The following is a 25,872-nucleotide window of genomic DNA, read 5'->3' as shown; positions in this document are numbered from 1 at the left end:
TCCGCGCTCTGCCGCTTTCGCCCTTCTCTGATTTCGTGTCTCGTAGGAGTCTCAGCTTTTTCATGCCCGAATACGCAAAACCTTCTGACGATGGCGAGTTGGAGCCGGTACGTATTCCCGATCCGCAGCTGGAGGGAATCGAGGCGAGTGTCCGGCGGCTCATGGAGCAGTCGGCGCAACAGGCACAGCAACTGGACCACCTCGCGTCCGCCCCGGAGCCGATCGGATCGCCGTTCGCCGCGTTCGGTATGCCGGGGCTCGGCGGGCCGCCTGCTCCCGCTCCGCCGGAGACCCGGCCGATCCTGGAACTCGAAGAGGAGGAAAGGGAGGACGAACTCGACGCCTTGTCGGACTGGATCGACGACTTCTTCCTCCCGGTGTACGGGGCGGAGGTCACCACCGCGGCGCCCTGGTGCCTTCGGTGGCAGGAGCACGACGATGTCGTGGCCTGGCTGCACGCCCTGTGGCTCGCGTACCAGCAGCACAAGGATCCCGAAGCCGGATTGAGTGGCCTGTTCGTGTGGCACCGGGACTTCCTCACCCACGCTGTTGCGGCGATCCGCGCACCAGGCGGGCCACTGTCGGCCTGCATGACCTCCCCCGACCGGCCCTCGCACCGTCTTCTGTCCGGTCCACCGCCCTCCGTCCGTACGGAGACGGCGGACCCGGCGGAAATCGCCGGGTCCGCCGAGCCTGACGAGCCGACGTCATGACCCCGGGAGGGGGACAGCCCGCCTTTGGCCTCAGCTTCGACCCCCGCGCCTTGACCGACCTCCTTGAAGCCCCCGGCGATATCCGCGACCTCACCCTCGCCTACCTGCAGGAAGTCGTGAACGCGCAACGCTTCGGGCTACGCCTCGACGGTGACCTGAAGGGATTCCGAAAGCTGTTCGTGGACTCGCGCAAGGACTGGCGCCTCGTCTACGGCGTCCGCCCGGCGCCCACGGAGTCCGCGCACCAGAAGGAGATCCACGTCGTCGCGGTCCGGCCGCGTGCGGGCAACGACGTCTACGACGAGGTCGGCCGCCGCCTGGGGATGACCCGCCGGCCGCTGAGCGCCCGCACCCACGCAGCACGCTCCCGCTCCCCGCAGCTCAACAAGCCGACCACCCGCGCTCCCGTGCCCCGGCCCAGTCCACCGCCCACCGCACTGCCGGGTCTGCCCCATCCCGCACAGAGCCCCGCGCACCATCACACCCGCTGAACTCACAGAGCGTCGCCGCGAAGCCGCTCTCGACGGACGACCAAGCAGCGCTGCTCGCCATCGTCGGCGGCGCCAAGCTCTGCGAACACCTGCTGACCGGCCAGATGGCCGTCACCGCCGCCTCCGGCACCCGCATCCCGCACGCCAAGTTGCAGCGGGTGGAGGACGCCGGTCCGGTCGTCCGGGATACAGGGCCACCCCGTGCACGCCGGCCAGCCCGTCGCACTCACCAAGCCGGTCGCGCCGAACTGTTCGCCGCCCGACGGACGCCCACGACCCAGACACCGAACGTCCCGGCCCGACCCAGCATTTCGCCGTCCACCCCGGCGCAGCAACGCTGAACTCCACCGAAAGGCCCTTGTTGCCTCCCACCGAACCGGCGCCGGCTCGGAAGTCCATCCCCCAAGTCGACTTCGAACTCGACGACTTCGATGCCGACGAGGAGAAGTACCTCGACTTCTACCGCCAGGTCGCCGTCCGCGAGGACATGCTCGTCCCCCTCGCCGAACACCACACCCCCCGTGGCGCGCACAGCTACTACGTCCTCTTCGACCGCACCGCCACCTACGGGCACCCGGGCATGCCGCAATACGTCGCCGTTCACCTGAAGCGGGACCGGGAGCAAGAGACGTTCGACTTCGAGCAGGCCCTGCTGCCGCTGCCCGCGATGGCGCAGTCCTGGCTCATCCACCGCGGCTGCCCGCACGACGCCATCAGCCTCGACCCGGAGCTGGGACCACCGCCGGCAGACGAGGCGACTCGTGCGCTGGAGCGTCGCCTTGCGGGCGACAGCGACCACTACGCCATAGGCCGCTCCTACACCGCCGACGACCCGGACGACATGGTCACCGTGGTGGCCCTGCGCGCCATGGACGAGCGAGCCCCCAGCCCGTTCCGCGTCGTGGTCGAGGAGGTCGACACCAAGGCGTGGACGCACACGCTGCGCGAGGGCGGCTTCGACACGGCGGACGAGGCCCTGCAGTGGTGCGATGACCGGCTTACCGGCCAGGCCGGCCCTCTCCCACCGGTCCGCCCGGCAGCCGCAATCAGCCGCCCGATCAGTGTGGCGAAGGCCGCTGCTCCGCGCCCGCCCGGCCGTACGCACTGAGCGCCAAGGCTGCCGCCGGCTGCGGAACATAGCCGACGATCGCCGATTAGCCAAACCGGCGATTCTCCCGACTCTTATACAGCCGCCGGGACAACTCCCGCGGCGTCATTCCACGCGATTCCTATGCCTTCACGGAGGTTTCTTCCTCATGCGCTCCACCCGAATTGCCATCTCCGCAGTGATGCTCGGCGCGCTCGCGCTGCCGGTGCTGTCCGCCACCACCGCCAGTGCGGCCCCCGCGAGCAGCTGTTCATCCCTGCCGCCACTGCCGTACGAGGTGCACGCCAAGGCGGTGACCATCCGGTCCAAGGCCAGCGTGAAGTCCACCGCGCTCGGCGTGCTCTACAAGAGCCACAAGTTCAGCGTGGCCAAGAAGAGCGGCAACTGGCTCTACATCACGGACAAGTCGACCGGAGTCAAGGGGTGGGTGTCCGGCACGTACGTCTACCGCGACGTCCGAATGTGCCTGGACTGACAGGAATTCAGCAGATACCCGTAATCGGCTGAGCAGCCGGTACGGCCGCCCTTCATATCTCCCCAGGCATCGGCCTTTCCAGAACAGGAGTTTCCCCTTTGTCCGACGGCATATCCGATGACGCTGAGGATGTCGTGGGCGTGCTCACCGAACGGATCGAAGCGCGTTTCGCCATGGGCATGGACCAGTTGAAGGCCATGGTCGCCGCCTCGCCGACCGCGAACCCTGACGCCACCGACGCAGTCACGTGGCACGGCCTTCTCGTCGAGGCCCAGTCCGCGCTCGACAGCGCGGAGGACGACCTCCTCGCCGCGCTGGAAACCCAGCCCAGCGAGGTCGACGACCCGACGGTCGGCCTCGCCCACCGCGTGAACACGGCCGTCACCGCACGCGACGGCCGGGCCCTGGTCGTGCGGTGGCTCCTCGGCCCGGACGCTCCGGGCAAGAAGGACCTCGCTGCCGAGCGGCTCACCCGACTTCGGCCCCGAACCGGGCCTGCGGTACAGACCACCGCTCCTCACCGGCCCGCCGGCACACCCGCGCCCGCGCCCGCGCCGACGTCGTCGCGGCGTGCGGGAAGGGCCGTCCGATGAGCCGGTTCAAATCCAGCACCATGGACGTCGACCTGCAGAAGGTCTTCGGGAACCGGGTCCCCGAGCTGTACCAGGCGGCTGTAGGCCGTGACGCCTCGCCTGCGCTCGTCCGTGCCCTGGAACTGCGTTCCTTCCTCGCCTTGACCGAAGAGCAGGTCGCCGACGTCCGCGACCGCGTGCACGCGGACATGGATCCGGACCGTGACATGGGCGAGCTGTCTGCGGACAAGCTCCGCTTCGACGCTCAGTGGCTGAAGGCGGCGCTCGACGCCCGCGACGGCTACCGCTCAGCCCTCGGCCAGCTGCTGCGCACCATGCCTCCGCCCGACCAGCGGGGGGCCTGCCCCGTTCGGGAGGGGCAGCTGAGAGTCACCGCAGCCCTGCCCTCGTCACCCGCCCCGGTACCCCAGCGTGCCGGGGCGGCCCCGGCACGCCGACCCTGAAAGCCCGCGCTTGTCTCACCCCGCGTCCACCGAGATAGCCGGACAGATCGAGGACCTGTACGAAGCGCCGCTCGCCGACCTCGAAGTCCACGCCCAGGACCAGCCGCCCGGGATGCTTTCCGCCCTGCTCGGCATGCACGACGACCTCGTCCTCGCCGAGCGCAGCATCGACTTCCACCGCGACTCCCTCGCCCGGCTCATCCACCCCGAGCGGCAGATTGGCCGGCACGAGGTCTCCCACCTTCTCGACGGCTCCCGCCGGATCGCCGAAGCGGTCGCAGTCCGCGACGCCCAAGCCAAGTCGGTCTTGGCAGTTCTGCAGAGCCTTGCCCGCGTCCCCACCCCAGCGCCGCCCCCGCCGACGACCTCGCCACCCGTTCCGGCTTTGCCCGTTCCGGCGCAGAGCACGGCGCACAGCCGCTGATTCGCAGGCGATTTCCCTTACCCACCCAGGAGTTCCTCCCTTGGCCATCACCGCTCTGCCCCCTGACACCGACGCCGACATCGCCCGGGTCACCGAGGCCCTCGCCATGATCACCCCGCGATGGAACGTGCGGATCCTGCTGGCACTCTCCGGCCCGCCGGCGCGTTACAGCGAGCTGGCGGCCAAGGTGTCCTGGCTGCAGAACGGCCAGCTCCACCCCAAGCTCAGGGCGCTGTGCGACGCCGGCCTTGTCGAGCGCACCGAACACACCGCACGGCATGTGACCTACGGCCATACCGAGCGCGGTGCCGCCCTGCTGCCGATCCTGCCGATGATCGTCACCTGGGCCGAGGAACATCTGGAGAAGTCGGAGCGCCCACTGCCCGCGATCGAACAGATCGAGGACAGCCTCACTTTGCTCACCCGGCGGCACGCCGCCGCCATTCTGTGGGTGCTGAAGTCCCGCAAGGAGGCCAGCGGGAGGGCCCTGGCCCGGATCGTGATGCCCAGCAGCGACTGGACCAACGTCTACCCGCCGCTGCGGCAGCTCGTGGCCGACGGTCTGGTCGACACCGAGGGCATCGGCCGGCCCTTCCGGCTGTCCGCAGCGGGCGACGGCCTGGGCCCCGCGCTCGGCGCCCTGTCCGCGTGGTCCGCCGGGCAGCCCCTCAACCAGGCGGCCCACCACCCGGTCTGGGGGCAGTCGCTGGCAAAGCCCGCGCCGAAGCAGTGGGTCAGCAGCCAGTCCCGGCCGGCACCCGCGGCGGTCCCCCCAACCCGGACAGGCGAGTCCGCTCCGGCCTGGCACAACCGCGACCTCTTCTCCCACGCCACGACCGCCCGCCCCAAGACGGCCGTCCCGGCGGGAGGCCCGCGCCGATGACCACCCTCTTCACCACGGCCGAAGTACGTAACGCGATCGAGCTGCTGGCGTCGCGTTCCTTGATCCGCCTGGTCACCGAGATCGACGACAACGGGGCGATACCGCCACGACGGCTGGCAGCCACCCTTCCCGACCTCTCCGCGCACCAACTGCGCCGCACGACCGCAACAGCCCGCGCTCACGGTCTCGTACGGAACACGCCCGGCACCGGCCTGGAACTCACGCACGCTGGATCGGAGCTGGCCGACCTGTACGACGCGACCGCCCGCTGGTCCCGACGCCACGCCTACCCGGTACCGGTCTGCGAGTTCAGCAACCGCATCCGCTACGTTCTCGATCTGCTGACACCCTCGCTCGCGACTGAGAGCACCGACAGCCCCGCACGGCTGTCCGCCACGCGCCTGCCCAGCATCGAGGCCGAGGCAGATCTGGCCCATCCCCGTGCCCTCCTGCTCCACTGGCTGGCCGGTAATCCGCAGCTCACCCGCGTATCCGAGCCCGACCCGGTCACGTGAGCACAGCGGTTGCCCCCAGGCACGCACGCCATACCGCCGGGCTGATGCGCAGCATCTACCTGCCGCGCACGGCGGACGCCCTCGCGTTCGCGATGTCCACCTACGGCATCCCGCTGCTGGTCCTGGCCACCACGCACTCGGCTGCCCTGACGGGCACCGCGTTCGTCCTGGAATGGGTCCCGAGGCTGGCGGCGTTCGGCTGGGCCGGATCGGTCGTCGACCGGCGAGGGGCGGCCATCGTCTTCCATCTCGCCTCACTGGGACGCGCGCTGGCCCTCGCCGCAGGCGCCGTCCTTCTCCACCTCCACCCATCCGGCACCGCGGCGAGCGTGACCGTCATGATGCTCGCGGCGTCCACCGGAGTGCTCACCGAGTTCAGCTACATCGCGACCGAGACCGCGGGCGCCGCCGCCGGCCGCCGGGCAGGCGTACGGGCTCACCGCGTCCAGGCCGCCCTGCTCGGCATCGACCAGACCGCAAGGCTCACCGGCCCGGCGCTCACCGGACTGCTCCTGCTCGCCGGGACGCCTCCGACGCTCGCCGTGACCAGCGTGCTCTCACTGCTCGCCGCGCTGCTCGCTCTGCGCACGCCACCCTCACCCGTCGTTCCGGCCCGCGCGCCCAAAGGGAGGCCCGGCGCTGGGCTCCGCACCGGGTGGCGCAGCATCCGCTCCCTTCCGGCGCTCGGCTGGCTCGTGAGCGGGCTGGCCCTGTCCAACCTGGCCACCGGGCTGCTCCAAGCGGCCGGCCCGGTGGTCGTCGTCCAGCACTTCGGGCAGTCCACCACCGCCGTCGGCCTGGTCTGGTCCGCGGCCGCCGGAGCGACACTCCTCAGTGTCACGCTCTGCCGGTTCGCCCTTGACCGCCTTGGCCTGTGGCCGGTCGGCGCCACCTGTGCGGCCCTCGCCTCGCTCGCCTGTTTCGCCGTCGCCCAAGCCCCCGACTACCTGTCCTACCTCGTTCTGGTCGCCGTCCTTATGGCGGCCGACGGCGGCATGACGGTCGTTCTGCGCACCCTGCGCTCCCGCCTCATTCCCCCGGAGAAGTTCGGCACCACCTTGTCGGCGACCATCCTCATCCTCCTGCTGCCCTTCCCCGTCGCCGGCGTGCTCACCGCACTCACCCCGCCCGACGCGTTGCGCCACGTCATCACCGCCTGTGCCGCCCTGCAGGCCCTCGGCCTGCTCTGCGCCTTCACCCGCCTGCGCACCGATCCCGCCCTGCGCGCCTGACTCCGGCGCGCACCCCCAGCCCGTGGAGAACCTCATGCCCGCCCTCGTCCTCGGCCCGAACCGTGCGCGCGGTTGCATCATCACCGAGTAGTTCCACGCCTTCGACGCGAACAACCCGCACGTCTACCGCGAGCTGGAAGGCCTCGCCGCTCGACGCCTTGCCACCAGAGTCACGCGCAACGGCGTGAAGGACCTCTTCGAGGACCTGCGCCGACTACTCCCCCACGGAGTAGTCGGACTGAACAACAACTTCACCGCCCGCTACGCCCGCTGTCCGATCGAAGGCCACCCCCACTGGGCCTGCATGTTCGAACTGCGCCGCCGCCGAGCCGCCTGAGACACCTCTCCTCTCAGCTCGTCCTGCCGTCCACCGATAGGGAGCTTCCTTTCTTGTCCGCTCGTCCCCTCATAGCCGTCGTTTCCCCTGGCGATGAGACCTATCGCGGCTACTGCCTTGAGCAGGTGGCCGCCGCGTACGACATCGTCCTGCTGACCGGCGTCGAGCCGTCGTGGGAGACGCTGTTCATCGTCGATCACGCCGTCGTCGACCTGGCTGACCCCGTAGCCCTGCTTGCCGGCGGCCGGGCTCTGGCCGAGCGCCACGACCTCGTCGGGGTGGTCACGTGGGACGAGTGGCACCTCGTCCCCACCGCCCGCCTTGCCCACGCGCTCGGTCTGGCCTCGCCGTCCGTCGAAGTGATGCGGGCCTGCCGCAACAAGGCCACCGCCCGTACCCTCTTCGCCCGCCACGGCGTACCGTCGGCCGCCTCAATGAAGGCACGGACCCTGCTGGAGGCCGGCCTTGCGACGATGACGCTGGGCTACCCCGCCGTCATCAAGCCCGCCGCCTTCGCCGGCAGCATCGGCGTGATCCGTGTCGACCGGCCCGAAGAACTGCCCACCGCGTTCGCATTCGCCTCAGCCGGCGCGCACCGCAGCCGCGAGGACACCGGCGTCCTGGTCGAGGAATACCTCGACGGACCGGAAGTCTCCGTCGAGTGCGTCACCCACCACGGCGCGACCACCGCCGTAGCCGTAACCCGCAAGCACCTGGGCCGTGCCCCGTACTTCGACGAGACCGGACACACCGTCGATGCCACCGACCCGCTCCTGGCCCAGATCGCCCCGGCAGCCACTGCTGCGGTCAAGGCCCTGGGGATCACCGACGGCGTGCAGCACGTCGAACTGCGCCTCGTCGGCGGCCGGCCCCGGCTGATCGAGGTCAACGCCAGGATCGGCGGTGACATGATCGGCCGCCTCGTCCGCCTTGCCACCGGCATCGACCTGCCGAAGGCCGCCGCCGACCTCGCCTGCGGCCGAGCACCGGACCTCACCCCGACCCGCAGCGGGGCCGCCGGCATCCGCATGCTCTACCCGGACGCCTCCGGCACCCTCACCGCACGGCACATCAACCAGCCGTTCGCCGCCCACACCCCCTGGCTGCGGCAGGTCCAGTGGATCCGAGAGATCGGCGACCGGCTCCTCCTGCCCCCCGAAGGCGACCTGTTCACCGCCCGTGCCGGGTTCTACATTGTCACCGGCCGCGACACCGCCGAGGTCAACGCACGTCTCACCACGGCCGCCGACGAAATCACCGTGACCACCCGGGCGGCCCGATGAACGCCCAGCCCGACCCCCGCCACGACATCGACGGGGACGTCTACGTGTCCCCGCGCTACCTCGCCTCCACCACCGAAACCGGCGACCCCGCCCTCGCCCCACTCCTCGCCCTCAGCTGGAACCTCCAGTACGACGAGGACTCCAACGCGCACGTGAGCGCTCCCGACCGGCGCGTGCGCCTGGGCTACCTGCCCGAAGGCGAAGACGACGGGCTCTGGCGCATCAACGCCTACAAGGACTCATTCGGCCTGCCGGCATGGGGAGTCTGTTTCAACGACCGCGTCCCCACCGAGTTCGTGACCGCGTTCACCACCGCCCTCGCCACAGCGTACGAGCAGGGGCCGGACGTCTACCTCGCCAGGCCAGTCCCAGGGAACGACGAGCGCAACCCGTTCCTCCCCCTCGTGCCTCTCCTGAAGCAGGGGTGGGAGTTCGACCGCCCGCGCCGGGGCGTCTTCGCGGCCCAGGCGCCGGACGGGCTCGCCGGCTTGGAGTTCGCCACCGGGGACCTCGATCCGGCAGCCGAGCTGACAACGCGTGACGCCCGCTGGCAGCTATGGGCGGGCACGTCCGTCGACCGGCCCGTCTGGTACGCCACAGCCAGCACCGGCACCCCCATCGCCCTGCTCACCGCCGTCACCCAGAGCATTGCCGATCCGTCTCCACTGCCCCGGTGGCGACAGGACACCGGCAGCTACATCAAGGGCATGGCCCAGCTCACCCCGATCCTTCCGCCCGGACCACGAGCGCCGACACCGTTCGACGTGCAACGGGATGTCGCGTCCCGCCGCCCGGCAGTGCTCCCTGCGGCCAGCGTTCCGCGCTGGAGCACCGCCAGCCGACCGGCCCTGCCCGGCCCACGCCGCTGACACCGGCTCGCCCCTACCGGAGCTCCTATTGACCCTGCAGGCGGCCGAGTTTTTCGCCGAGTTGTGCCTCCGCTTCCACGACCACGCGGTCGTGGGCAACACCTACTTCGCCGCCCCTGGCCCCGGCTCACTGCTGCGGGTGCGGATCGATCTCACCGGCACCATCCACGCGGACACCTACGACGGGCTGCGCGTGGCGGTCATTCACCCGGAACGTGGCGAAATCGACGCGGTGGTGCTCACCTTCGTGGATCACGGAACTTTCCACCGCCGCGACGAAGCCACCAACACCCGGCCGAACACAAAGCAGTACGGCACCTTCGGCAAGTACCACCGTCCCGGCCGACCCCCGTGGGACGGGGCTGTCACCACCGGGTTGCGCGACGCCATCGAGCAGTACACCGCCGTCTGGTTCGCCGGAGCCTTGGCCGCCTCCGTGCCCAGGCGCACGGCCGGCTACCCTGCAACGCACTCCCGCCCCGTCGGCCACTCCCGCCGGTGCCCGCGCCCGCTGAGACCTCCACACATCCTCGCGCACCGCAGTTACGCGCAACCTTCCCGGCCGGAGTCGCTTCGCCGAGACGGCCTGGCGAATCACCTTCGACGCCACCACTCCCGCCGAACTCCTGCATGACGTCCACGCCGAGTTGTTCGACCTCTACCTCGAAGACCGGCACAACGACCAGGACCACCTCTTCGAGGACGCGACGGCCCCGCACGAGGCGTCCACGCCGCTCCTCGCCCGCGGCTGGAGCCACACAGCGTCAAAACGGACGGCACACAGACCTTCCACGCACCGGAGGGCGAGCGCCGTGCGACACGTACGCCACCACCGGTTCCGGCGGTCCGAACTGGCGGGCCTGGGCCGGATACTCGCGCGAGCCGCGCTGGCAGGCTCGCTTCACCTCCGAAGCACCCACCACACTCGCAGCGGCCTTCACCGCCTCACTGGTCCCGAACGAGCCGCTGCACCCCGCCGTCAAGGACATCCCCTTCTTCACCCGCCGCCACCTCCACGTCGCACCCGCTGCGGCCAAACAGCCGCTCACCTATTCGTCGTTCAACAGCTTGCTCTGCCGCCCGCGACGCTCGCCGTCGGCTGCACTCGCTGACCCTTCCTCCTCTGATCAAGGAATCCTCTTTCTCGTGCACGCACGTCTCGTCCGATCCGCCGCCGTCGCTGTCGCGGCGGCCGGTACCCTCACCTGGGCGCCGGCCGTAAGCGCCCAGACCTCCGAACCGTCCCCCTCGGCATCCGCCGCCCCGGCTGAGACACCAGCCCCGGACACGGGCAGCGTCGAGATCACCACGAAGGACACCGCCGGGGACGTTCTCCCCGGCGCCACCTTCCTGCTGCTCGACTCCGCTGGCCAAGAAACCGGACGCGGGAAGACCGACGCACAGGGAAAGGTGAGCTTTCCCGATCTCACCCCCGGGGTCTACCGGCTCAAGGAGACGGCCTCCGGCAGCCCGCTCCACGAGGTCGCCGCCGACCAGGACGTCATCGTTACCCCGGGCGCGACCACGCGGCTGACAATCACCGACCCGTTCAAGGCAGCCAAGGTCCTCCTGGAGGCCAAGGACGACAAGAACGGCAAACTCCTGCCCGGCGCGACCGTGAACATCGGAACCGGCGCCTCGACGCTCCTCACCCTGACCACCGGCACCAACGGCACGGCCTCCGGGGAGCTGCCGGTATCGAGCCGGAAGACACAGTTCTGGGCCAAGGAGATCAAGGCCCCCGCCGGCTACGACCTCTACAAGCCGACCAAGACGTTCACCGCAGGCCCCGGCGCCCCGGTCACCGTGACCGTCACCAACGCCAAGACCGCCACCGCCCCGAAGCCCGACCCCTCGGACACGCCGACGCACAAACCCAGCCGCACCCCGTCCACCCCCGCGGACAAGCCGGGCAGCGGCACAGGAGAGGCCAAGCCGCCACCACAGGGCGCAACCGACACGCCGAGTGCCGACTCGTCGTCCGCCGCCGCGGCCCCGGTTGGCGACGCCACACCGTCGGCACCCACGGGCTCCCTCGCCCGCACCGGCGCCGACGCCACACCGTGGCTGATCGGCGGCGCGGCAGCGTTGATTGCCGCAGGCGGAGGCGCTCTCGCTATTGTGCGCCTCAGCCGCCCGGACAGGTCCACCGACGACGGCAACACCGGGAACTGACTTCACCTGCCTGACGGCGCAAGCCCCTGGAGTTCACAGGACTCCAGGGGCTTCGTTGTGAGCGAATGCGGTATGGATGAGTCCCTGGTGTAGCGATGGTCTTACTCAATGGGCCCGGAAGATTACTGCCAGAAGCCGCTCTGCCTGCGCCCGGCGGCCCCGGGTTCTGCGGGGCCGCCGGACTGGTACGCGCCTTCCTTCAGGGTGCGGGCACGGAGGCCGGGGCCGACAACCGCTGCCGCAGATCGTCGACGAGAGCCACGTAGTCCTCGTCCGCCACGACCTGGCCGTACACGTAATGATCGGGCCGGACCAGTACCGCGCGGGCCCCCGCCTCGGCGAGATACGGCAGGTACAGACGATCGTTGTCGGCAACGACGTCCCAGTCTGCGGCGCCGGGCGGGGCGTCGTCGGGGACGACCGTGACCAGTCGTACGTCCAGTTCCCTCAGCGTCTCCTCGGTACGTGCGTCGAGGTGACGGCGGGGGTCCTCGGCGCAGAGGAGGACAAAGCCGGTTCCGACGACGTCGTCGAACAGCCCGGTCTCGGTGCCCCGCCGCACCCGGCCCTGGGGGCTGAGCCGCCCGGCCAACTGCCCGCCGGCCGCCCCGCCGCCGCGTTGCAGCAGCCCCGTCCGCAGCGGGTGCACCGGGGCCTGGGGGGCGCCCTTGCCCACTCCGCGTTCTCGCGCGGCCATCATGGCCACGTCGCGGTCGGCGGCCGCGACCGGGTCGAGCTGGCAGATCACCTTCCCGAGGTCCACCGACATCCGCACGCCGTGTCGCACATGCTGCGCGCGCTCGGCGACGTAGGTGTCTAGGACGTGGTCGCCGGCCTTGCCGCGCAGCACCAGGTCCAGCTTCCAGGACAGGTTCGCCGCGTCCCGGATGCCCGAGCACATGCCCTGACCGGCGAACGGCGGCATGACGTGGGCCGCGTCCCCCGCGATCAGCATGCGGCCTGCTCTCCACTGCTCCGCCCACCGGGCCTGGAAGGTGTAGACGGCGTGGCGCAACAGGGTGGCGTTGTCCGGGGTGAGATCGAAGGTCTTCAGCAGCCGCCAGGCGCCCTCCTCGGTGTCGATTTCCTCGATCTGCTCGTCCTCGAGCCGCATGAACTCCCAGCGCCGGTGGCCCGGCCCGGCGGAGGCGGCGGTCCGGGGTCGGGCCGGGTCACAGATCTGGAGATTGTTGGGGTCGAAGGCGCAGGGCTGGTGCAGCACGACGTCGCAGATCAGCCAGTCGTGCGAGAAACCCAGGTCGCGCATGGCGGGGCCGATGCACTCGCGGACGAAGCTGTTCGCCCCGTCGCAGCCGACGAGCCAGCGGGCCGGCAGCACCCGCCGTTCGCCCGCCCGGTCCACACAGGTCAGTGCGACATGGCTGCCGTGGTCGGTGGCCTCGACCGCCTCCAGCCCGCGCAGGACTCGCAGGGTCGGCAGTTGCGCGCCGCGGGCGGACAGCGAACTCTCCAAGCCGGGCTGGAACATCGAACTGGAGTCGGGCCAGTGGCACCAGCCGGTGGGCGATCCCTGGATGTCCAGCAGGATCTGTCCGTCCGCGTTCTGCCAAACGTACCGGCCCGAGGGCTCGGTCTCCGTGGCGATGTACTCACTGAGGCCCAGCGTGGCCAGGGTGCGGGCTGCCTCGCTGTCGAAGGCCACGGCTCGCGACAGTGTGTACGGCTCGGGCCAGCGGTCCACCACGGTTACCTGCCAGCCCCGCTGGGCCATCAGGATCGCCAGTGTTTGCCCCACGGGGCCGTCGCCGACGATCAGCACGTCCGTTTCCACGTCCATGGTTAGGTTACCCCTCAGGTGTCCTGGAGCAGGACGTGCCGGATGACGGCCTGGTACTCGTCGTTCTTCGCCAGTACCCGCGTCTCGTCCCGGCCGTTCTCCGCCTTGAGGTAGCGTCGTCCGACCAGCAGGAGCTGGCCTGTCTCGTAGGCGCGGCCGTAGATCAGGGTGCCCGCCGCGATCATCTCGCCCGCCCAGTGCCAGAACGGGTCGTCGTTATCGCCGCTGGATATGGCCTTCCACTCCGCCAGTTCGCGTTCGGTCGTGGTGAAGCGGTACACGGCCAGCCATTCGCCGCCCGCGGTCCGCCGTTCCACCACCAGGTGGGCACCGTCCTCCAGGACGCGGTAGTCGAAGCCGAACTGGGTCTGCACCTCCTCGGACACCCGGACCGGCTCGATGAACGATGGGCCGGCGAAGCCGACGTCGGCGAGCCAGAGTTCGTCGCCGATGCGTACGAGGTTCAGCATGTGCTCCAGGTCGGGGCCGAATTCCCCGTTGGCGCCGCGCACGCCCGAGGAGATGACCGTCACGTCGTAACCCAGCTCGGTGAGCACCGCGCGGAAGAGACCGCTGTGCTCGTGGCAGATCCCGCCTCGGCGCTCCGCGATGAGCGCGTCGAAGAACACGTCCGCCCCGGCGTCCACGTCGTCCCAGATCGCCAGCCCCTTGGCGGCGTTGCGGGAATTGTCGAACGGCACCGTCATCATGTGCCTCCTGTGCAGCTCGCGCAGGGTCTGGGCGTTCGGCTCCAGCGAGCCCGTGTAGCCGAGGTGCTTCAGGTAGGTGTCGAGTACGAACATGTCTGGTTCCGCCTCCGGGTCAGGTGTTCTGTGGGGTGAAGAGAAGCTCATCCAGGTGCTCGGCGAGCATGGCGGGGGTCGGGTGGTCGAACAGCAGCATCGGGGTTGTCTCCAGACCGCACAGGTCGTTGATCCGGTTGCGGACCTCCACCGCGGTCAGTGAGCTGAACCCGACATCGAAAAATCCAGTCTCCCCGTCGAACTCGTCCGTCGCCTCGTGGCCCAGTGCGGCTGCGGCCAGCTCGATGACGAATTGGGTCAGTTCCTTCCTGCGCTCCTCGGCGGGGCGCTCGGACAGCCGGTCCACCAGAGTCTGCTCTGGCGTTTCCACTGCGTCCTCCTCCAGTTCCTGCGGGGTGACGGCCAGGTCTTCCTGGGGCATGACGGTCCTCTCCAGCCAGTAGCGCTTGCGTTCGAACGGATAGGTGGGCAGGGGAATGTGGTCGCGGTTCGGCGCGACGGCGAGGTCGTGGCCGCGCACGTGCAGCCGTCCCAACGCCGTGAGCAGGGACAAGGTCTCGGACTGTCCGCGCCGTGCGGCGGGGATCGCGTCCCCGGGTCCGGTCAGGCTTTCCTGGACCATGGCGGTGAGCGTGTCCGCGGGTCCCACTTCCAGGAACGTGCAGACGCCCTCGGCCTCCAGGGTGCGCACGGTGGTGTCGAACTGGACGGTCGCCTGCACATGGCGGGCCCAGTACTCCGGCGCGGTGGGCTCGCCCGGTTCCACGAGCCGTCCCGTGACATTGGAGACCAGCGGGATGCGCGGCGCGCCGCAGGACAGTTCACGCGCCACCCGGGTGAGCTCCTCCCGCATGGGTTCCATGAGCGGGGAGTGGAAGGCATGGCTGACACGGAGCCGCTTGGTGCGGTGGCCGTCGGCCCGTAGCCGCTCGACGAGGGCGAGCAGGGGCACTTCCACCCCTGACAGCACCACCGAGGCCGGTCCGTTGACCGCGGCGATACCCATCTCGTGCTCGTGGCCGGCCACTACCTCCGCGGCCTGCTCGGCGCCGATGGCCACGGCCACCATGGCCCCGCCCGCCGGCAACGCCTGCATTAGCCGTGCGCGGGCCGCTACAAGGGCCGCCGCGTTGCTCAGCGACAGCATCCCGGCCACATGCGCGGCGACGAGTTCCCCGATGGAATGCCCGGCGACGATATCCGGCTCTATCCCCCACGAGGCCAGCAGCCGTACGAGGGCCACCTCGAAGGCGAACAGGGCCGGCTGGGTGAACTCCGTCCGGTCCAGCAGTGCGGCTCGCTCGGAGGACGGGGCCGCGAGCACCACCTCGCGAACCGGCTGCGCCAGCCGGGCGTCCAGTTCCTCGCACACCGCGTCGAAGGATGCGGCGAACACCGGGAAGGCGGCGTGCAGTTCACGGCCCATGCCTGGACGCTGACTGCCCTGGCCGGAGAAGAGGAACGCGAGCGTGCCCGGCACCACCTTGCCAGTCACCGCGCGCGGGGACGGTTTGCCCTCCACGACGCGTCGGGCGGCGGCGAGCAGTTCCGCACGGTCGCCGCCGACGAGCCCGGCCCGGTGCTCCAGCCCGGCCCTGCTCGTCGCCAGCGCACGGCCGATGACTGCGGTGTCTAGCTCCGGGTGCGCCTCCACGTGCCGCACCAACTGCTCCGCACAAGCGGCCAGCGCGGTCGGTGTCCGCGCGGAGAGCACCCAGAGCACCGGGATGTCGTCCCGTTCCGGGACCGGCCCCGTGTCCTCGCCCGCGCCGGGAGCGGGCGGGGCCTGTTCGATGACGATGTGCGCGTTGGTTCCGCTCATGCCGAACGCCGACACGGCGGCGCGCCGGTTCCGTCCGGTACGCGGCCAGGGCCGCGCCTCGCTCAGCAGCCGCACGGTCCCGGCCGACCAGTCGACATGCGGGGTCGGCTCATCGATGTGCAGGGTCCGCGGCAGTGTGCCGTGGCGCATCGCCAGTACGGTCTTGATGATGCCGGCGACCCCGGCGGCGGCCTGGGTGTGGCCGACGTTGGATTTCAGGGAGCCCAGCCACAGCGGCCGCTCGGGGCTCCGCCCCTGGCCGTAGGTGTTGATCAGGGCGTGGGCCTCAATGGGGTCGCCCAGTCTGGTGCCGGTGCCGTGCGCCTCGACCGCGTCGACGTCCGCGACGGTGAGGCCCGCCGCGGCCAGGGCCCGTTTGATCACCCGTTCCTGGGACGGTCCGTTGGGCGCGGTTAGGCCGTTGGACGCGCCGTCCGAGTTCACTGCGCTGCCCCGGACGACAGCCAGGACGGGATGGCGGTTGCGCCGCGCGTCGGAGAGCCGTTCCAGCAGCAGCAGGGACAGGCCCTCGGACCACCCCGTACCGTCGGCAGCGGCGGCGAACGCCTTGCACCGCCCGTTGGGTGACAGCCCGCGCTGCCGGGAGAACTCCACGAAGGTGTTCGGCTGGGCCATGAGCGCCACACCGCCGGCCAGCGCCAGGTCGCACTCGCCCGCGCGCAGCGACTGGGCGGCCAGATGCACCGCCACCAGCGACGACGAACACGCGGTGTCGACCGTCACGGACGGCCCCTCGAAACCGAAGCAGTACGAGGTCCGGCCCGAGACCAGGCTGCTGGCCACACCGGCGCCCTGGAACCCCTCTACCTCGGCCGGAGTGTTCGCGAGCCCGGTCCCGTAGTCGTGGTACATCACGCCCGCGAACACGCCCGTATTGCTGCCGCGCAGGGAGTGCGCGTCGATACCGGCCCGCTCGCACACCTCCCACGTGGCCTCCAGGAACAGCCGCTGCTGCGGGTCGGTCGACAGCGCCTCCCGTGGGGAGATGCCGAAGAACCTGGCGTCGAAGTCACCGGCGTCGTGCAGGAACCCCCCCTCGCGGACGTAGCTCTTGCCGGGGGCGTCCGGCGACGGGTCGTAGATGCGTTCCACGTCCCATCCGCGGTCCTCGGGGAAGGGGGTGATGCCGTCACCGCCCCGCTCCAGCAGTTCCCACAGATCCTCCGGCGAACGGACGTCGCCGGGCAGCCGGCACACCATGCCCACGATCGCGATGGGCTCGCCGGTCCGATTGGTGGCCGCAGTGAGTTCCCGGCGCAGCCGCTCGTTCTCCAGTAGAGACGCGCGCAGTGCCTCGACGACCGTGTTGTCGTGCGTGCTCATACTTTTCTCCATCGTCGATGACCGTCAGTGGTCGCGCTTGCCCAGAGCCCTGGCGACCAGGTCGTCCACGCTCATGGCCGGTATCTCGCTCTCCGGCTCCACGGCCGGGGAGCCGCCCACGGGCGCTGGCCCGTCGGTCTCGTCCGCCAGCCGCAGCAGCCCGGACAGCAGGCCCAGCTCTCGCAGCCGCTCCAGCGACACCGACGCCAGCACCTCGCGCAGCCGCTCCTCGCGCCGGCCGTCGATCTCCTCCTCGTCCACCGGCTCCGGGAAGAGCCGCTCGGCCAGCTGCCGGGCGACGACCGCGGGGTTGGGGTAGTCGAAGATCAGGGTGGCCGGGAGCCGGATGCCGGTCGCCGTGGCGATCCGATTGCGCAGCTCGACGGCGGCGAGCGAGTCGAACCCCATCTCCTTGAACGACCGCTCCCGGTCGATGGCGTCCGCGTCCTCGTGCCCGATCGTGTGTGCGGCCTGCATACGGACCAGGTCGACCAGTCGGCGGAGCCGCTGTGGGGCGGTCAGCCGCTCCAGTTCCCGTACGAAGGAGTCCTCCGACGACCGCTCCCGCTGTGCCGTTGGGCGGTCCTGCGGAACCAGGCCCCGCATGACCGCGGGCGCGGCGGGCGAGCGCTTCACCGCGGCCAGGTCGAACCTTGCCGCGAGCACCGCCGCGGCCCCTGCGGACACCGCCGTGTCGAACGACCGCAACGCCTGCTGCGCCGGGAGCGGGAGGACGTACCGGTCGCGGGAGCCCGCCCCGCCGTCCCGCAGCGACCGGGTCATCTCGCTGTCCTGCTCCCACAGCCCCCACGCCACCGAGACCGCGGGCAGACCCAGGCAGGCGCGGTACGCGGCGAGGCCGTCCAGGAACGCGTTGGCGGCGGCGTAGTTGCCCTGGCCGGCGCTACCGAGCGTGCCGGCGGCGGAGGAGAAGAGCACGAACGAGGCCAGGTCGGCGCCACGGGTCAGCTCGTGCAGGTGCCAGGCACCCTCCGCCTTCGGGAGGAACACGGTGTCCATCCGCCCCGGGGTCAGGGCCGAGATGACACCGTCGTCGAGCACCCCGGCGGCGTGGACCACGCAGGTGAGCGGGTGTTCGGCGGGGACCGACGCCAGCAGCCGGGCCACGTCCTGCCGGTCGGAGACGTCGCAGCACGCGATGGTCACCGAGGTGCCGAGCGCGGTGAGTTCGGCGTGCAGTTCCGCGACGCCAGGGGCGCTCGGCCCGTGCCGGCTCGTCAGCAGCAGGCGCCGGGCGCCGTGTTCGCTGATCAGGTGACGGGCCACGAGGGCGCCCAGGGCACCGGTGCCGCCGGTGATCAGTACGGTGCCGGCCGGGTCCAGCGGGCGGCCCCCGTCGGCCTGGCTGCCCCGGCCGGGTGGCAGGGCCGCGGCCCGGGAGAGCCTGGGGACGCGCAACGTGCCTGCGGAGAGGGACAGTTGTGGTTCGCCGGTGGCGAGGGCGCCCGGTAGCAGGTCCCGGGAGTCGTCGTCGATGGCCACGAGCACGAACTCACCCGGGTGTTCGAGCTGTGCGGAGCGGACCAGGCCCCAGACGGTGGCCGTCGCCGGGTCCCGTCGGACGTCCCGGGTCAGCACCACCAGCGGCTCGCCGCCGGGCTCGGCCAGCTTCCGCTGGAGACCCTCCAGGGCGAGGACACCGAGAGTGCGCGCCTGCGGCACGGGTCCGCCGGTCGCCGGCTCGGTGAGGTCGAGGACGCGCTGCGGGGCCGCCCCGGGACTGTTCTCCGGCAGGGGGACCACGGTCCAGTCGAGACCGAGTAGCCGGTCGTCGGAGCGGCCGGCCTCCGCGATGCGGTCCGGGTCCAGCGGCCGGGTGGCCAGCGAGCCGACCGTGGCCACGGGGGAGCCGGTGGCATCCGCGATGTCCAGGCCCATATCGCCGTCGCCGGTGCGCATCCGCACCCGCAGCGCTGTGGCGCCTGAGGAGTGCACGGCGAATGACTTCCAGGCGAACGGCAGGACGGTCCCCCGTTCCCGGGCCCCCGCGCTGAGGGCCGCCGCTTGGAGCGCCGAGTCCAGCAGCGCGGGGTGCAGCAGGAAACCTTCCACACCATCGCCGGGGAACTCCGCCTCGGCGAACACCTCGTCACCCTCGGCCCACACCGCCCGCAGCCCCCGGAACAGCGGACCCAGCTCCAGGCCGGTTTCCGCCAGCCGCTCGTGGAAATCCGTCAACGGCACCGGCTCCGCCCCGGCGGGCGGCCAGTCGCGCAGCTCCGCGCCGGTTACCGGGGTCCCGGACAGGAATCCGGTCGCGTGCCGGGTCCACTCGGCGTCCCGGGCCCCGTCGGGCCGGGAGTGGAAGGCCACCGGCCGTAGCCCGTCGGCGTCCTTCGCGCCCACGGTCACCCGGAGCTGGAGCCCGCGGTCCTCGGGCAGCACCACGGGCGTCTCGATCACCAGCTCGTCGACGGTGCCGGCCCCGACCTCGTCGCCCGCCCGGACGGCCGCCTCGACCAATGCGGCACCGGGGACCACCACGGCCCCGGCGACGACGTGCTCACGGAGCCACGGATGGGACGCAGGGGAGAGGCGGTGGGCGAACACCACCCCGTCCGACGCGGGCAGCGCGACCGCCGCGCCCAGCAGCGGGTGCCTTGACGGGTCCGCGCCGACGGCACTGAGATCGGCCGTGCGCACCGGCTCCAGCCAGAACCGCCGGTGTTCGAACGGGTAGGTCGGCAGCGGTGGGTGCGCGCCGGGTGCCGGGTACAGAGCCGACCAGTCGACCGCGTGCCCGCGGACGTACACCTGGGCGAGGGCGCCGGTCAGCGACCGCAGTTCCGGCTGGCTGCGGCGGAGCGCCGGAACGAAGCCGATGCTCTCGCTGTTGTCCCCTACCAACGCGGCGAGGGTGTCGCCGAACCCCAGCTCCAGGACCGTCGTCACCCCGGTGCTCTCCAGGGTGACGACGGCGGCGCTGAACTGGACGGCGGCGCGGGCGTGCCGGACCCAGTAGGCGGCACTGGCGAGTTCGGCCGGATCGGCGGGCTGACCGGTGACGTCGGACACCACCGGGACGACGGGGGCGGTGTACGCCAGCCCGGCCGCCACCCGCCCGAACTCGTCGAGCATCGCGTCGATGTGGGGCGAGTGGAAGGCGTGGCTGACGGCCAGCCGCTTGGTGCGGTGTCCCTCCTCGCGCAGTCGCTCAGCGAGGGCGAGCACCACGTCCTCGTCCCCGGAGAGCACGACCGACTTCGGTCCGTTGACGGCGGCGAGGGCCACGGTGTCCTCGTGCCCGGCCAGCAACGGCCGTATCGCCTCCTCGCCCACACTGACCGCGACCATGGCGCCGGTGGCGGGCAGGGCCTGCATCAGCCGGCCCCGCGCGGTCACCAGTACGGCCGCGTCCGTAAGGGAGAAGACACCCGCGACATGCGCCGCAGCGATCCCGCCGATGGAGTGTCCCACCACAACGTCCGGCCGCACCCCCCATCCAGCCAGGACCCGGGCCAGGGCGACCTCCAGCGCGAACAGCGCAGGTTGGGTGTACGCGGTGGTGTAGAGTAGCCGGGCGGCGGGCGTGCCGGGTTCCGCGAACACGGCCTCGCGCAGCGGAACGGTCAGGTGCTTGTCCAGCTCCGCGCAGATCTCGTCGAACGCCTCCGCGAACGGCGGCAACCGCCGGTGCAGCTCCCGGCCCATGCCGAGCCGCTGGCTTCCCTGCCCGGAGAAGGCGAACGCGAGCCTGCCCGTGCCCGCCCGTCCCGTCACCACGGACTCGTGGAAGGCGCCGGCCGCGAATGCCCGGAGTCCGTCCAGCAGTTCTTCCCGGTCCTTCCCGACGGCCACGGCGCGGTGGTCCAGGTGGGCCCGGGTGGTGGCGAGCGCGCGGGCCGTGCGGGTCGCTCCGGTGTCCCCGGCGTCCGCCATGTGGTCGGCCAGCCGTCCGGCTGCCTTCGCGAGGGCGGTCGGCGTCCGTGCCGAGAGGGGCCAGGCGACCACCTCGACGGCGGCGGAGCCGGGCTCGTCGTCGATGGTGCCGGGCGGCGCGGGTGCCTCTTCGACGATGACGTGCGCGTTGGTTCCGCTGGCTCCGAACGCGGAGACGGCGGCGCGGCGGGGGTGGGTGGTGGGGGACCAGGGGCGGGGTTCGGTGAGGAGTTGGACGGTGCCGGTGGACCAGTCGACGTGGGGGGTGGGTCGGTCGACGTGGAGGGTGCGGGGCATGGTGCGGTGGTGGAGGGCGAGGACGGTTTTGATGACGCCGGCGACGCCTGCGGCGGCTTGGGTGTGGCCGATGTTGGATTTGAGGGAGCCGAGCCAGAGGGGGTGGCCGGGGTCGCGGTGGCGGCCGTAGGTGTTGATGAGGGCTTGGGCTTCGATGGGGTCGCCGAGGGTGGTGCCGGTGCCGTGGGCTTCGACGAGGTCGATGTCGTGGGGTTGGAGGCGGGCGTTGGCGAGGGCTTGGTTGATGACGCGTTGTTGGGAGGGGCCGTTGGGTGCGGTGAGGCCGTTGGAGGCGCCGTCCTGGTTGACGGCGGAGCCGGTGACGGTGGCGAGGACGGTGTGGCCGTTGCGGCGGGCGTCGGAGAGGCGTTCGAGAAGGACGAGGGCGACGCCTTCGGACCAGCCGGTGCCGTCGGCCGCAGCGGCGAAGGCCTTGCAGCGGGCGTCCGGTGCCAGCCCCCGCTGCCGCGAGAACTCCACGAAGGACGTCGGCTGCGCCATCACCGCGACACCGCCGGCCAGGGCCAGGTCGCACTCGCCTGAGCGCAGTGACTGGGCGGCCAGGTGCAGTGCCACCAGCGACGACGAGCACGCCGTGTCCACCGTCACCGCCGGACCCTCGAACCCGAACGTGTAGGCCACCCGGCCCGAGACGACGGCGGAGGCCGTCCCGGTGCTCCGGTAGCCCTCCGTGTCGTCGTCCGAACCCGCGAGGCTCACGCCGTACTCCTGGTTCATCACGCCGGCGAACACACCGGTCCTGCTGCCGTGCAGCGAGGTGACGTCGACGCTCGCGCGCTCGAACAGCTCCCACGAGGTCTCCAGAAACACCCGCTGCTGGGGGTCCATCGACAGTGCCTCACGCGGGGAGATCCGGAAGAAGTCCGCGTCGAACCCGGTGGCGTCCTGGAGGAAACCGCCCTCGCGGACATAGGTCCTGCCGGACAGCTCGGGGTCGGGGTCGTACAGCCCCGCCAGGTCCCAGCCGCGGTCCGAGGGGAACGCGGTGATCCCGTCGAGGCCCCGGTCGACGAAGGTCCACAGATCCTCGGGGGAGGCGATGCCGCCCGGTAGCCGGCACGCCATGGAGACGATCACGATCGGGTCGTCCTCGGCCGGACCGCGGCCCTCCACCGCCGTGGCAGTGGTCTCCTCGGCGCCACCGGACAGCTCGTTCAGCACGAACCGGGCCACCGCCCCTGGGGTCGGACGATCGAAGGCCAGAGTAGTCGGCAGCGGCAGGCCCGTCACCTCCACCAGACGGTTCCGCAACTGCACGGCCTGTAGCGAGCCGAAGCCGATCTCCTTGAAGGCCCGCTGCGGGGCCACGGTGCCTCGGGCCCGCCCGGCGGTTTCCGCCGCCGCGTCGCACACCGCGGTGACGAGGGTGCGCAGCCGCTCGGCCTCGGGCAGTCCGGTGAGCAGCGCCCGGAACTCCTCCACCCGCCCGGTGTCCGCCGACGCCCCCGCCGAAGTGTCGATCAGTCCGCGCAGCACCGCCGGAACGGTGTCGCCACCGTGCAGCGTCATCGGGTCGAGCTTCAGCGAGCTGACTGACGCCTCGCCGGACATCAGCGCGGCGTCGACCACGGTCAACAGCTCACGCAGGGTCAGGGTGCCCACGCCCGATGGCAGGGTCGCCTCCGGTTCGTCGGCCCACGGTCCCAGGGACAGCGACAACCCCGCCCGGCCCCCGGCCCGCCGCCGCAGCGCGAGCGCGTCGCAATACGCGGCCACCGCCGCGTCCTCCGGGTCGTGGGCCGTACCCAGCGTGCCCGCGGTCGAGGGCAGCAGCACCAGGACCGCCCCCTCGACGGTGGAGGTCACCTCGTCCAGCGCCGCCGCCTGCGCGGCAGCGAGCCGGAAGGGACCGGAGGGGACCTGCACCACACCGGCGAGAGGGCGGCGCAGGCCCGTCAGTACCTCACGCAGTGCCGCGCGGTCGGTGAGATCGCAGCCGGACACCGTCACCGTCGCCTTGAGCCCGGTCAGTTCGGCCGCGAGGCCGGCGACGGAGAGGTCGCCCTCACCCCGTTCGCCGATCAGCACCAGGTGCCGGACTCCGTGACCGGTCACGAGGTGGCGTGCCACCGCCGCACCGGCCACTGTGTCCGCGCCCGCCACCACCGCGGTACGCGCCGGACCGAACACCGTCTCCCCGCCGGAACGTACGGCCAGCCGCTCCAGCGACGGCCGGACGACGCTGCCAGCCCTTACGGCCACCTGCGGTTCGTCCCCCGCTGCCACGGCACGCAGCAGCTCCGCGAGCAGCGCGCCCCCGAAGCCGGCCGCGGCCTCTAGGTCCACGTGCGCGAGCCGGTCGCCGTGTCCGGCCCGCAACCCGCGTACCAGCCCCGCCACCGCGGCCTGTGCGGGGTGGGGCGTCTCGGCCGGACCGGTGGCGACCCCACCGCGGGTGAGGACGATCAACCGCGCCGGGGAGGGCCACCCCTGCGCCAGCCACGCCCGGACCCGAGCGGACACGTCCGCCACCAGACTGGCCGGCTCCGCGTCCGGCGCCCCCGCGGGCACCACCACCACGTCGGCCGGCGCGGCCTCGGCGGGCGGCACTCCGTCGACCAAGCGCGTCACCTCGGCACCGGCCGACTCCAAGCCGGCGACCAGGTCCGCGTCGGCCTCTCCGGCGATTACCCACCGCGGACCGGCCGGGTCCGCGCCCGTCGGTGCGCCGGTGGCGCCGGGTACGGCCGGGCCCTCGGGCGGCAGCGGTAGCCAGCCGGTCTGGAACAGGTGCTCGTAGGAACTGCTGCCGGCGGCCCGCAACCGGGCGGGCCGGTCCAGCAGCAGGCGCCGGGTGACCTTGCCGGAACCGGTACGCGGAATGCGCGTGACCTCGTACAGTTCCTCGGGCACTTTGAAGTAGGAGAGCCGTTCGCGGCAGGCGGCGAACAGCGCGTCCGTGTCGAGCCCCTCCGGACCCGGCACCAGGAAGGCGACGGGGACCTCGCCCAGGATGTCGTGGGCTTTGCCGGCCACGGCGACGTCCGCCACGCCCGGCACTTCGCGGAGCACGTCCTCGATCTCACCCGGGTGGATGTTCTCGCCGCCCCGGATGATGAGGTCCTTGATCCGGCCGGTGACGGTGAAGTAGCCAGCCTCGTCACGGCGGGCCAGGTCACCGCTGCGGTACCAGCCGTCGCGCAGCGCCTGCGCGGTCTCCTCCGGCCGGTTGTGGTAACCGACCATTACATTGGGGCCGCTGACCCAGACCTCACCCTCCTCGTCGGCTGGCACGTCACGTCCGGTTTCCGGGTCGACCAGGCGTACGTTGAGACCGGGCACCGGCAGACCGCTCGACCCCTCGACCCGTGCCCCCGTGGGCCAGTTGATGGTGATCGAGCCACAGGTCTCAGTGCTGCCGTAGGCGTCCAGCAGGGGGACGCCGAACGTCTCCTGGAAGGACGCGCGCAGCGACCGGGTGGTCACCGCCCCGCCGACCAGGCCGACCCGCAGGTCCGGAGCCCGCACCCCCTGTTGCCGCGCGGCCTGCACCAGGTAGTGGTACATGGTGGGCACGCCGGCTAGGAAGGTCGGCGACTCCTCGCGCAGGACGGACAGGATCTCGTCGGCCGAGTACCCGTCGGTGATCCGCGCGGTGGCGCCGACCGAGGTGACCGCCAGCACGCACGCGATGTGCGACAGGCTGTGGAAGAGCGGGAGGGGCCACAGCACCCGGTCCTCGGCGGTCAGTTCGGGCACCGGCACGTAGCAGGCGGCCACCGACCACAGGCAGTTGCGCTGGGTCGACAGTACCCCCTTGGGCTTCCCGGTGGTCCCCGACGTGTAGAGCATCCAGGCGACCTCGTCGAGGCCGAGGTCGTCCCGGGCACCGGTCTCCGGCTCCGAGCCTGACAGGGCCTCGAAGGCCACCGTCCCGGCCGGGACCCGGCGATCGCCGGTGACGACGATCCTGGGGTGCTCGGCGTCTCCCAGCACGCGCCGGAGCTGCTCGACGTGGACGGCGTCGGTGATCACCACGCGGGCGCCGCTGTCGGAGAGGAAGAACTCCAGCTCGGCGTCGGTGCAGTGCGGATTGAGCGGGACGCCGATCACGTTCGCCCGGGTGAGGGCCAGGTAACTCTCGACCATCTCCACGCAGTTGCCCATGTACAGCGCCGCCCGGTCGCCCGGATGCACGCGCAGCCCGGTCAGGTGTCCCGCGATGAACCGGGTCCGCAGCTCCAGTTCGGCGTAGCTGACCTGACGCCGGGCATCGGCGAAAGCGATTTTCCCGCCGAGTCGGGCGGCGTGTTCGATCAGAGTCTCGGGCAGGGGCCGAATCAGTTCTGTGCGCAGCATCGAGTAATCACTCCTAGGCACGGCAAGAATCGCGTGAGCGCGACTTCGAGTCTCGCGTGTATTCCGCAGCGCGAATCCCCTAACAA

17 protein-coding genes and 3 pseudogenes are annotated in these 25,872 nt (G+C 71.4%); 16 read left to right on the top strand and 4 right to left on the bottom strand.

Annotation, left to right across the window (positions count from 1 at the left end):
* Nucleotides 1-161 precede the first annotated feature (161 nt).
* From AB0389_RS30545 to AB0389_RS30470, 16 genes and pseudogenes are all read left to right on the top strand, one after another.
* The gene (locus AB0389_RS30545; RefSeq protein ID WP_366398778.1) at nt 162-713 is read left to right on the top strand and encodes a DUF4913 domain-containing protein; all 552 of its coding nucleotides are present in this window, start codon (nt 162-164) and stop codon (nt 711-713) included.
* Entirely contained in the window at nt 710-1,204 is a 495-nt protein-coding gene (locus AB0389_RS30540) for a hypothetical protein (RefSeq protein WP_366398753.1), read from the top strand. Before AB0389_RS30545 ends, AB0389_RS30540 begins: the two co-directional genes overlap by 4 nt.
* A 358-nt stretch (nt 1,205-1,562) precedes the next feature.
* The gene (locus tag AB0389_RS30535; protein ID WP_366398752.1) at nt 1,563-2,312 is read left to right on the top strand and encodes a hypothetical protein; all 750 of its coding nucleotides are present in this window, start codon (nt 1,563-1,565) and stop codon (nt 2,310-2,312) included.
* Between the two features lie 181 nt (nt 2,313-2,493).
* Nucleotides 2,494-2,787, top strand: coding sequence for an SH3 domain-containing protein (locus AB0389_RS30530; protein WP_366398777.1), 294 nt, complete (start codon nt 2,494-2,496; stop codon nt 2,785-2,787).
* A 98-nt stretch (nt 2,788-2,885) separates the two neighbouring features.
* Nucleotides 2,886-3,380 (top strand): hypothetical protein, encoded by a 495-nt coding sequence (locus AB0389_RS30525; RefSeq protein ID WP_366398751.1) that lies wholly within the window; start codon nt 2,886-2,888, stop codon nt 3,378-3,380.
* Nucleotides 3,377-3,823 carry a hypothetical protein gene (locus tag AB0389_RS30520; RefSeq protein ID WP_366398750.1) on the top strand — a complete coding sequence of 149 codons (447 nt, stop codon included), beginning with the start codon at nt 3,377-3,379 and terminating at the stop codon, nt 3,821-3,823. Before AB0389_RS30525 ends, AB0389_RS30520 begins: the two co-directional genes overlap by 4 nt.
* A gap of 10 nt (nt 3,824-3,833) precedes the next feature.
* Entirely contained in the window at nt 3,834-4,247 is a 414-nt protein-coding gene (locus AB0389_RS30515) for a hypothetical protein (protein ID WP_366398749.1), read from the top strand.
* A gap of 40 nt (nt 4,248-4,287) precedes the next feature.
* The gene (locus tag AB0389_RS30510) at nt 4,288-5,130 is read left to right on the top strand and encodes a helix-turn-helix domain-containing protein (protein WP_366398748.1); all 843 of its coding nucleotides are present in this window, start codon (nt 4,288-4,290) and stop codon (nt 5,128-5,130) included.
* Nucleotides 5,127-5,645, top strand: coding sequence for a regulator (locus tag AB0389_RS30505; RefSeq protein ID WP_366398747.1), 519 nt, complete (start codon nt 5,127-5,129; stop codon nt 5,643-5,645). Before AB0389_RS30510 ends, AB0389_RS30505 begins: the two co-directional genes overlap by 4 nt.
* Complete coding sequence (locus tag AB0389_RS30500; RefSeq protein WP_366398746.1) at nt 5,642-6,877, top strand: MFS transporter; 1,236 nt, start codon at nt 5,642-5,644, stop codon at nt 6,875-6,877. The genes AB0389_RS30505 and AB0389_RS30500 overlap by 4 nt, the downstream gene beginning before the upstream one ends.
* 34 nt (nt 6,878-6,911) lie before the next feature.
* A pseudogene (locus AB0389_RS30495) lies at nt 6,912-7,214 on the top strand (hypothetical protein).
* Nucleotides 7,215-7,267: 53 nt separating this feature from the next.
* The gene (locus AB0389_RS30490) at nt 7,268-8,497 is read left to right on the top strand and encodes an ATP-grasp domain-containing protein (RefSeq protein ID WP_366398745.1); all 1,230 of its coding nucleotides are present in this window, start codon (nt 7,268-7,270) and stop codon (nt 8,495-8,497) included.
* The gene (locus tag AB0389_RS30485; protein WP_366398744.1) at nt 8,494-9,366 is read left to right on the top strand and encodes a DUF317 domain-containing protein; all 873 of its coding nucleotides are present in this window, start codon (nt 8,494-8,496) and stop codon (nt 9,364-9,366) included. Before AB0389_RS30490 ends, AB0389_RS30485 begins: the two co-directional genes overlap by 4 nt.
* A gap of 28 nt (nt 9,367-9,394) precedes the next feature.
* Nucleotides 9,395-9,881, top strand: a pseudogene (locus AB0389_RS30480) (hypothetical protein).
* A 115-nt stretch (nt 9,882-9,996) separates the two neighbouring features.
* Nucleotides 9,997-10,272: pseudogene (locus AB0389_RS30475) on the top strand (hypothetical protein); the annotation flags it as partial.
* Between the two features lie 240 nt (nt 10,273-10,512).
* Nucleotides 10,513-11,541: a SpaA isopeptide-forming pilin-related protein gene (locus tag AB0389_RS30470; protein ID WP_366398776.1), complete on the top strand. Its 1,029-nt coding sequence runs from the start codon at nt 10,513-10,515 to the stop codon at nt 11,539-11,541.
* Nucleotides 11,542-11,740: 199 nt separating this feature from the next.
* Here the strand turns inward: AB0389_RS30470 and AB0389_RS30465 are convergent, their stop codons facing one another.
* The 4 genes from AB0389_RS30465 to AB0389_RS30450 are packed head-to-tail and all read right to left on the bottom strand — an operon-like array spanning nt 11,741 to nt 25,786.
* Complete coding sequence (locus AB0389_RS30465) at nt 11,741-13,339, bottom strand: bifunctional 3-(3-hydroxy-phenyl)propionate/3-hydroxycinnamic acid hydroxylase (protein WP_366398743.1); 1,599 nt, start codon at nt 13,337-13,339, stop codon at nt 11,741-11,743.
* Between the two features lie 14 nt (nt 13,340-13,353).
* The gene (locus tag AB0389_RS30460; protein WP_366398742.1) at nt 13,354-14,142 is read right to left on the bottom strand and encodes an arylamine N-acetyltransferase; all 789 of its coding nucleotides are present in this window, start codon (nt 14,140-14,142) and stop codon (nt 13,354-13,356) included.
* 19 nt (nt 14,143-14,161) lie between these two features.
* Nucleotides 14,162-17,269, bottom strand: coding sequence for a type I polyketide synthase (locus AB0389_RS30455; RefSeq protein ID WP_366398741.1), 3,108 nt, complete (start codon nt 17,267-17,269; stop codon nt 14,162-14,164).
* A 24-nt stretch (nt 17,270-17,293) separates the two neighbouring features.
* Nucleotides 17,294-25,786, bottom strand: coding sequence for an SDR family NAD(P)-dependent oxidoreductase (locus tag AB0389_RS30450; protein WP_366398740.1), 8,493 nt, complete (start codon nt 25,784-25,786; stop codon nt 17,294-17,296).
* Between the last annotated feature and the right edge of the window lie 86 nt (nt 25,787-25,872).

It is taken from the genome of Streptomyces sp. NPDC093109, assembly GCF_040701725.1.
GTDB lineage: Bacteria > Actinomycetota > Actinomycetes > Streptomycetales > Streptomycetaceae > Streptomyces.
This window is presented reverse-complemented; position numbering and strand designations above follow the sequence as displayed.

Coding starts and splice junctions, on each gene's coding strand:
- AB0389_RS30545 (WP_366398778.1), top strand. CDS start 162: ATGGAGCAGTCGGCGCAACAGGCACAGCAACTGGACCACCTCGCGTCC.
- AB0389_RS30540 (WP_366398753.1), top strand. CDS start 710: ATGACCCCGGGAGGGGGACAGCCCGCCTTTGGCCTCAGCTTCGACCCC.
- AB0389_RS30530 (WP_366398777.1), top strand. CDS start 2,494: ATGCTCGGCGCGCTCGCGCTGCCGGTGCTGTCCGCCACCACCGCCAGT.
- AB0389_RS30520 (WP_366398750.1), top strand. CDS start 3,377: ATGAGCCGGTTCAAATCCAGCACCATGGACGTCGACCTGCAGAAGGTC.
- AB0389_RS30505 (WP_366398747.1), top strand. CDS start 5,127: ATGACCACCCTCTTCACCACGGCCGAAGTACGTAACGCGATCGAGCTG.
- AB0389_RS30485 (WP_366398744.1), top strand. CDS start 8,494: ATGAACGCCCAGCCCGACCCCCGCCACGACATCGACGGGGACGTCTAC.
- AB0389_RS30465 (WP_366398743.1), bottom strand. CDS start 13,339: ATGGACGTGGAAACGGACGTGCTGATCGTCGGCGACGGCCCCGTGGGG.
- AB0389_RS30460 (WP_366398742.1), bottom strand. CDS start 14,142: ATGTTCGTACTCGACACCTACCTGAAGCACCTCGGCTACACGGGCTCG.
- AB0389_RS30455 (WP_366398741.1), bottom strand. CDS start 17,269: ATGAGCACGCACGACAACACGGTCGTCGAGGCACTGCGCGCGTCTCTA.
- AB0389_RS30450 (WP_366398740.1), bottom strand. CDS start 25,786: ATGCTGCGCACAGAACTGATTCGGCCCCTGCCCGAGACTCTGATCGAA.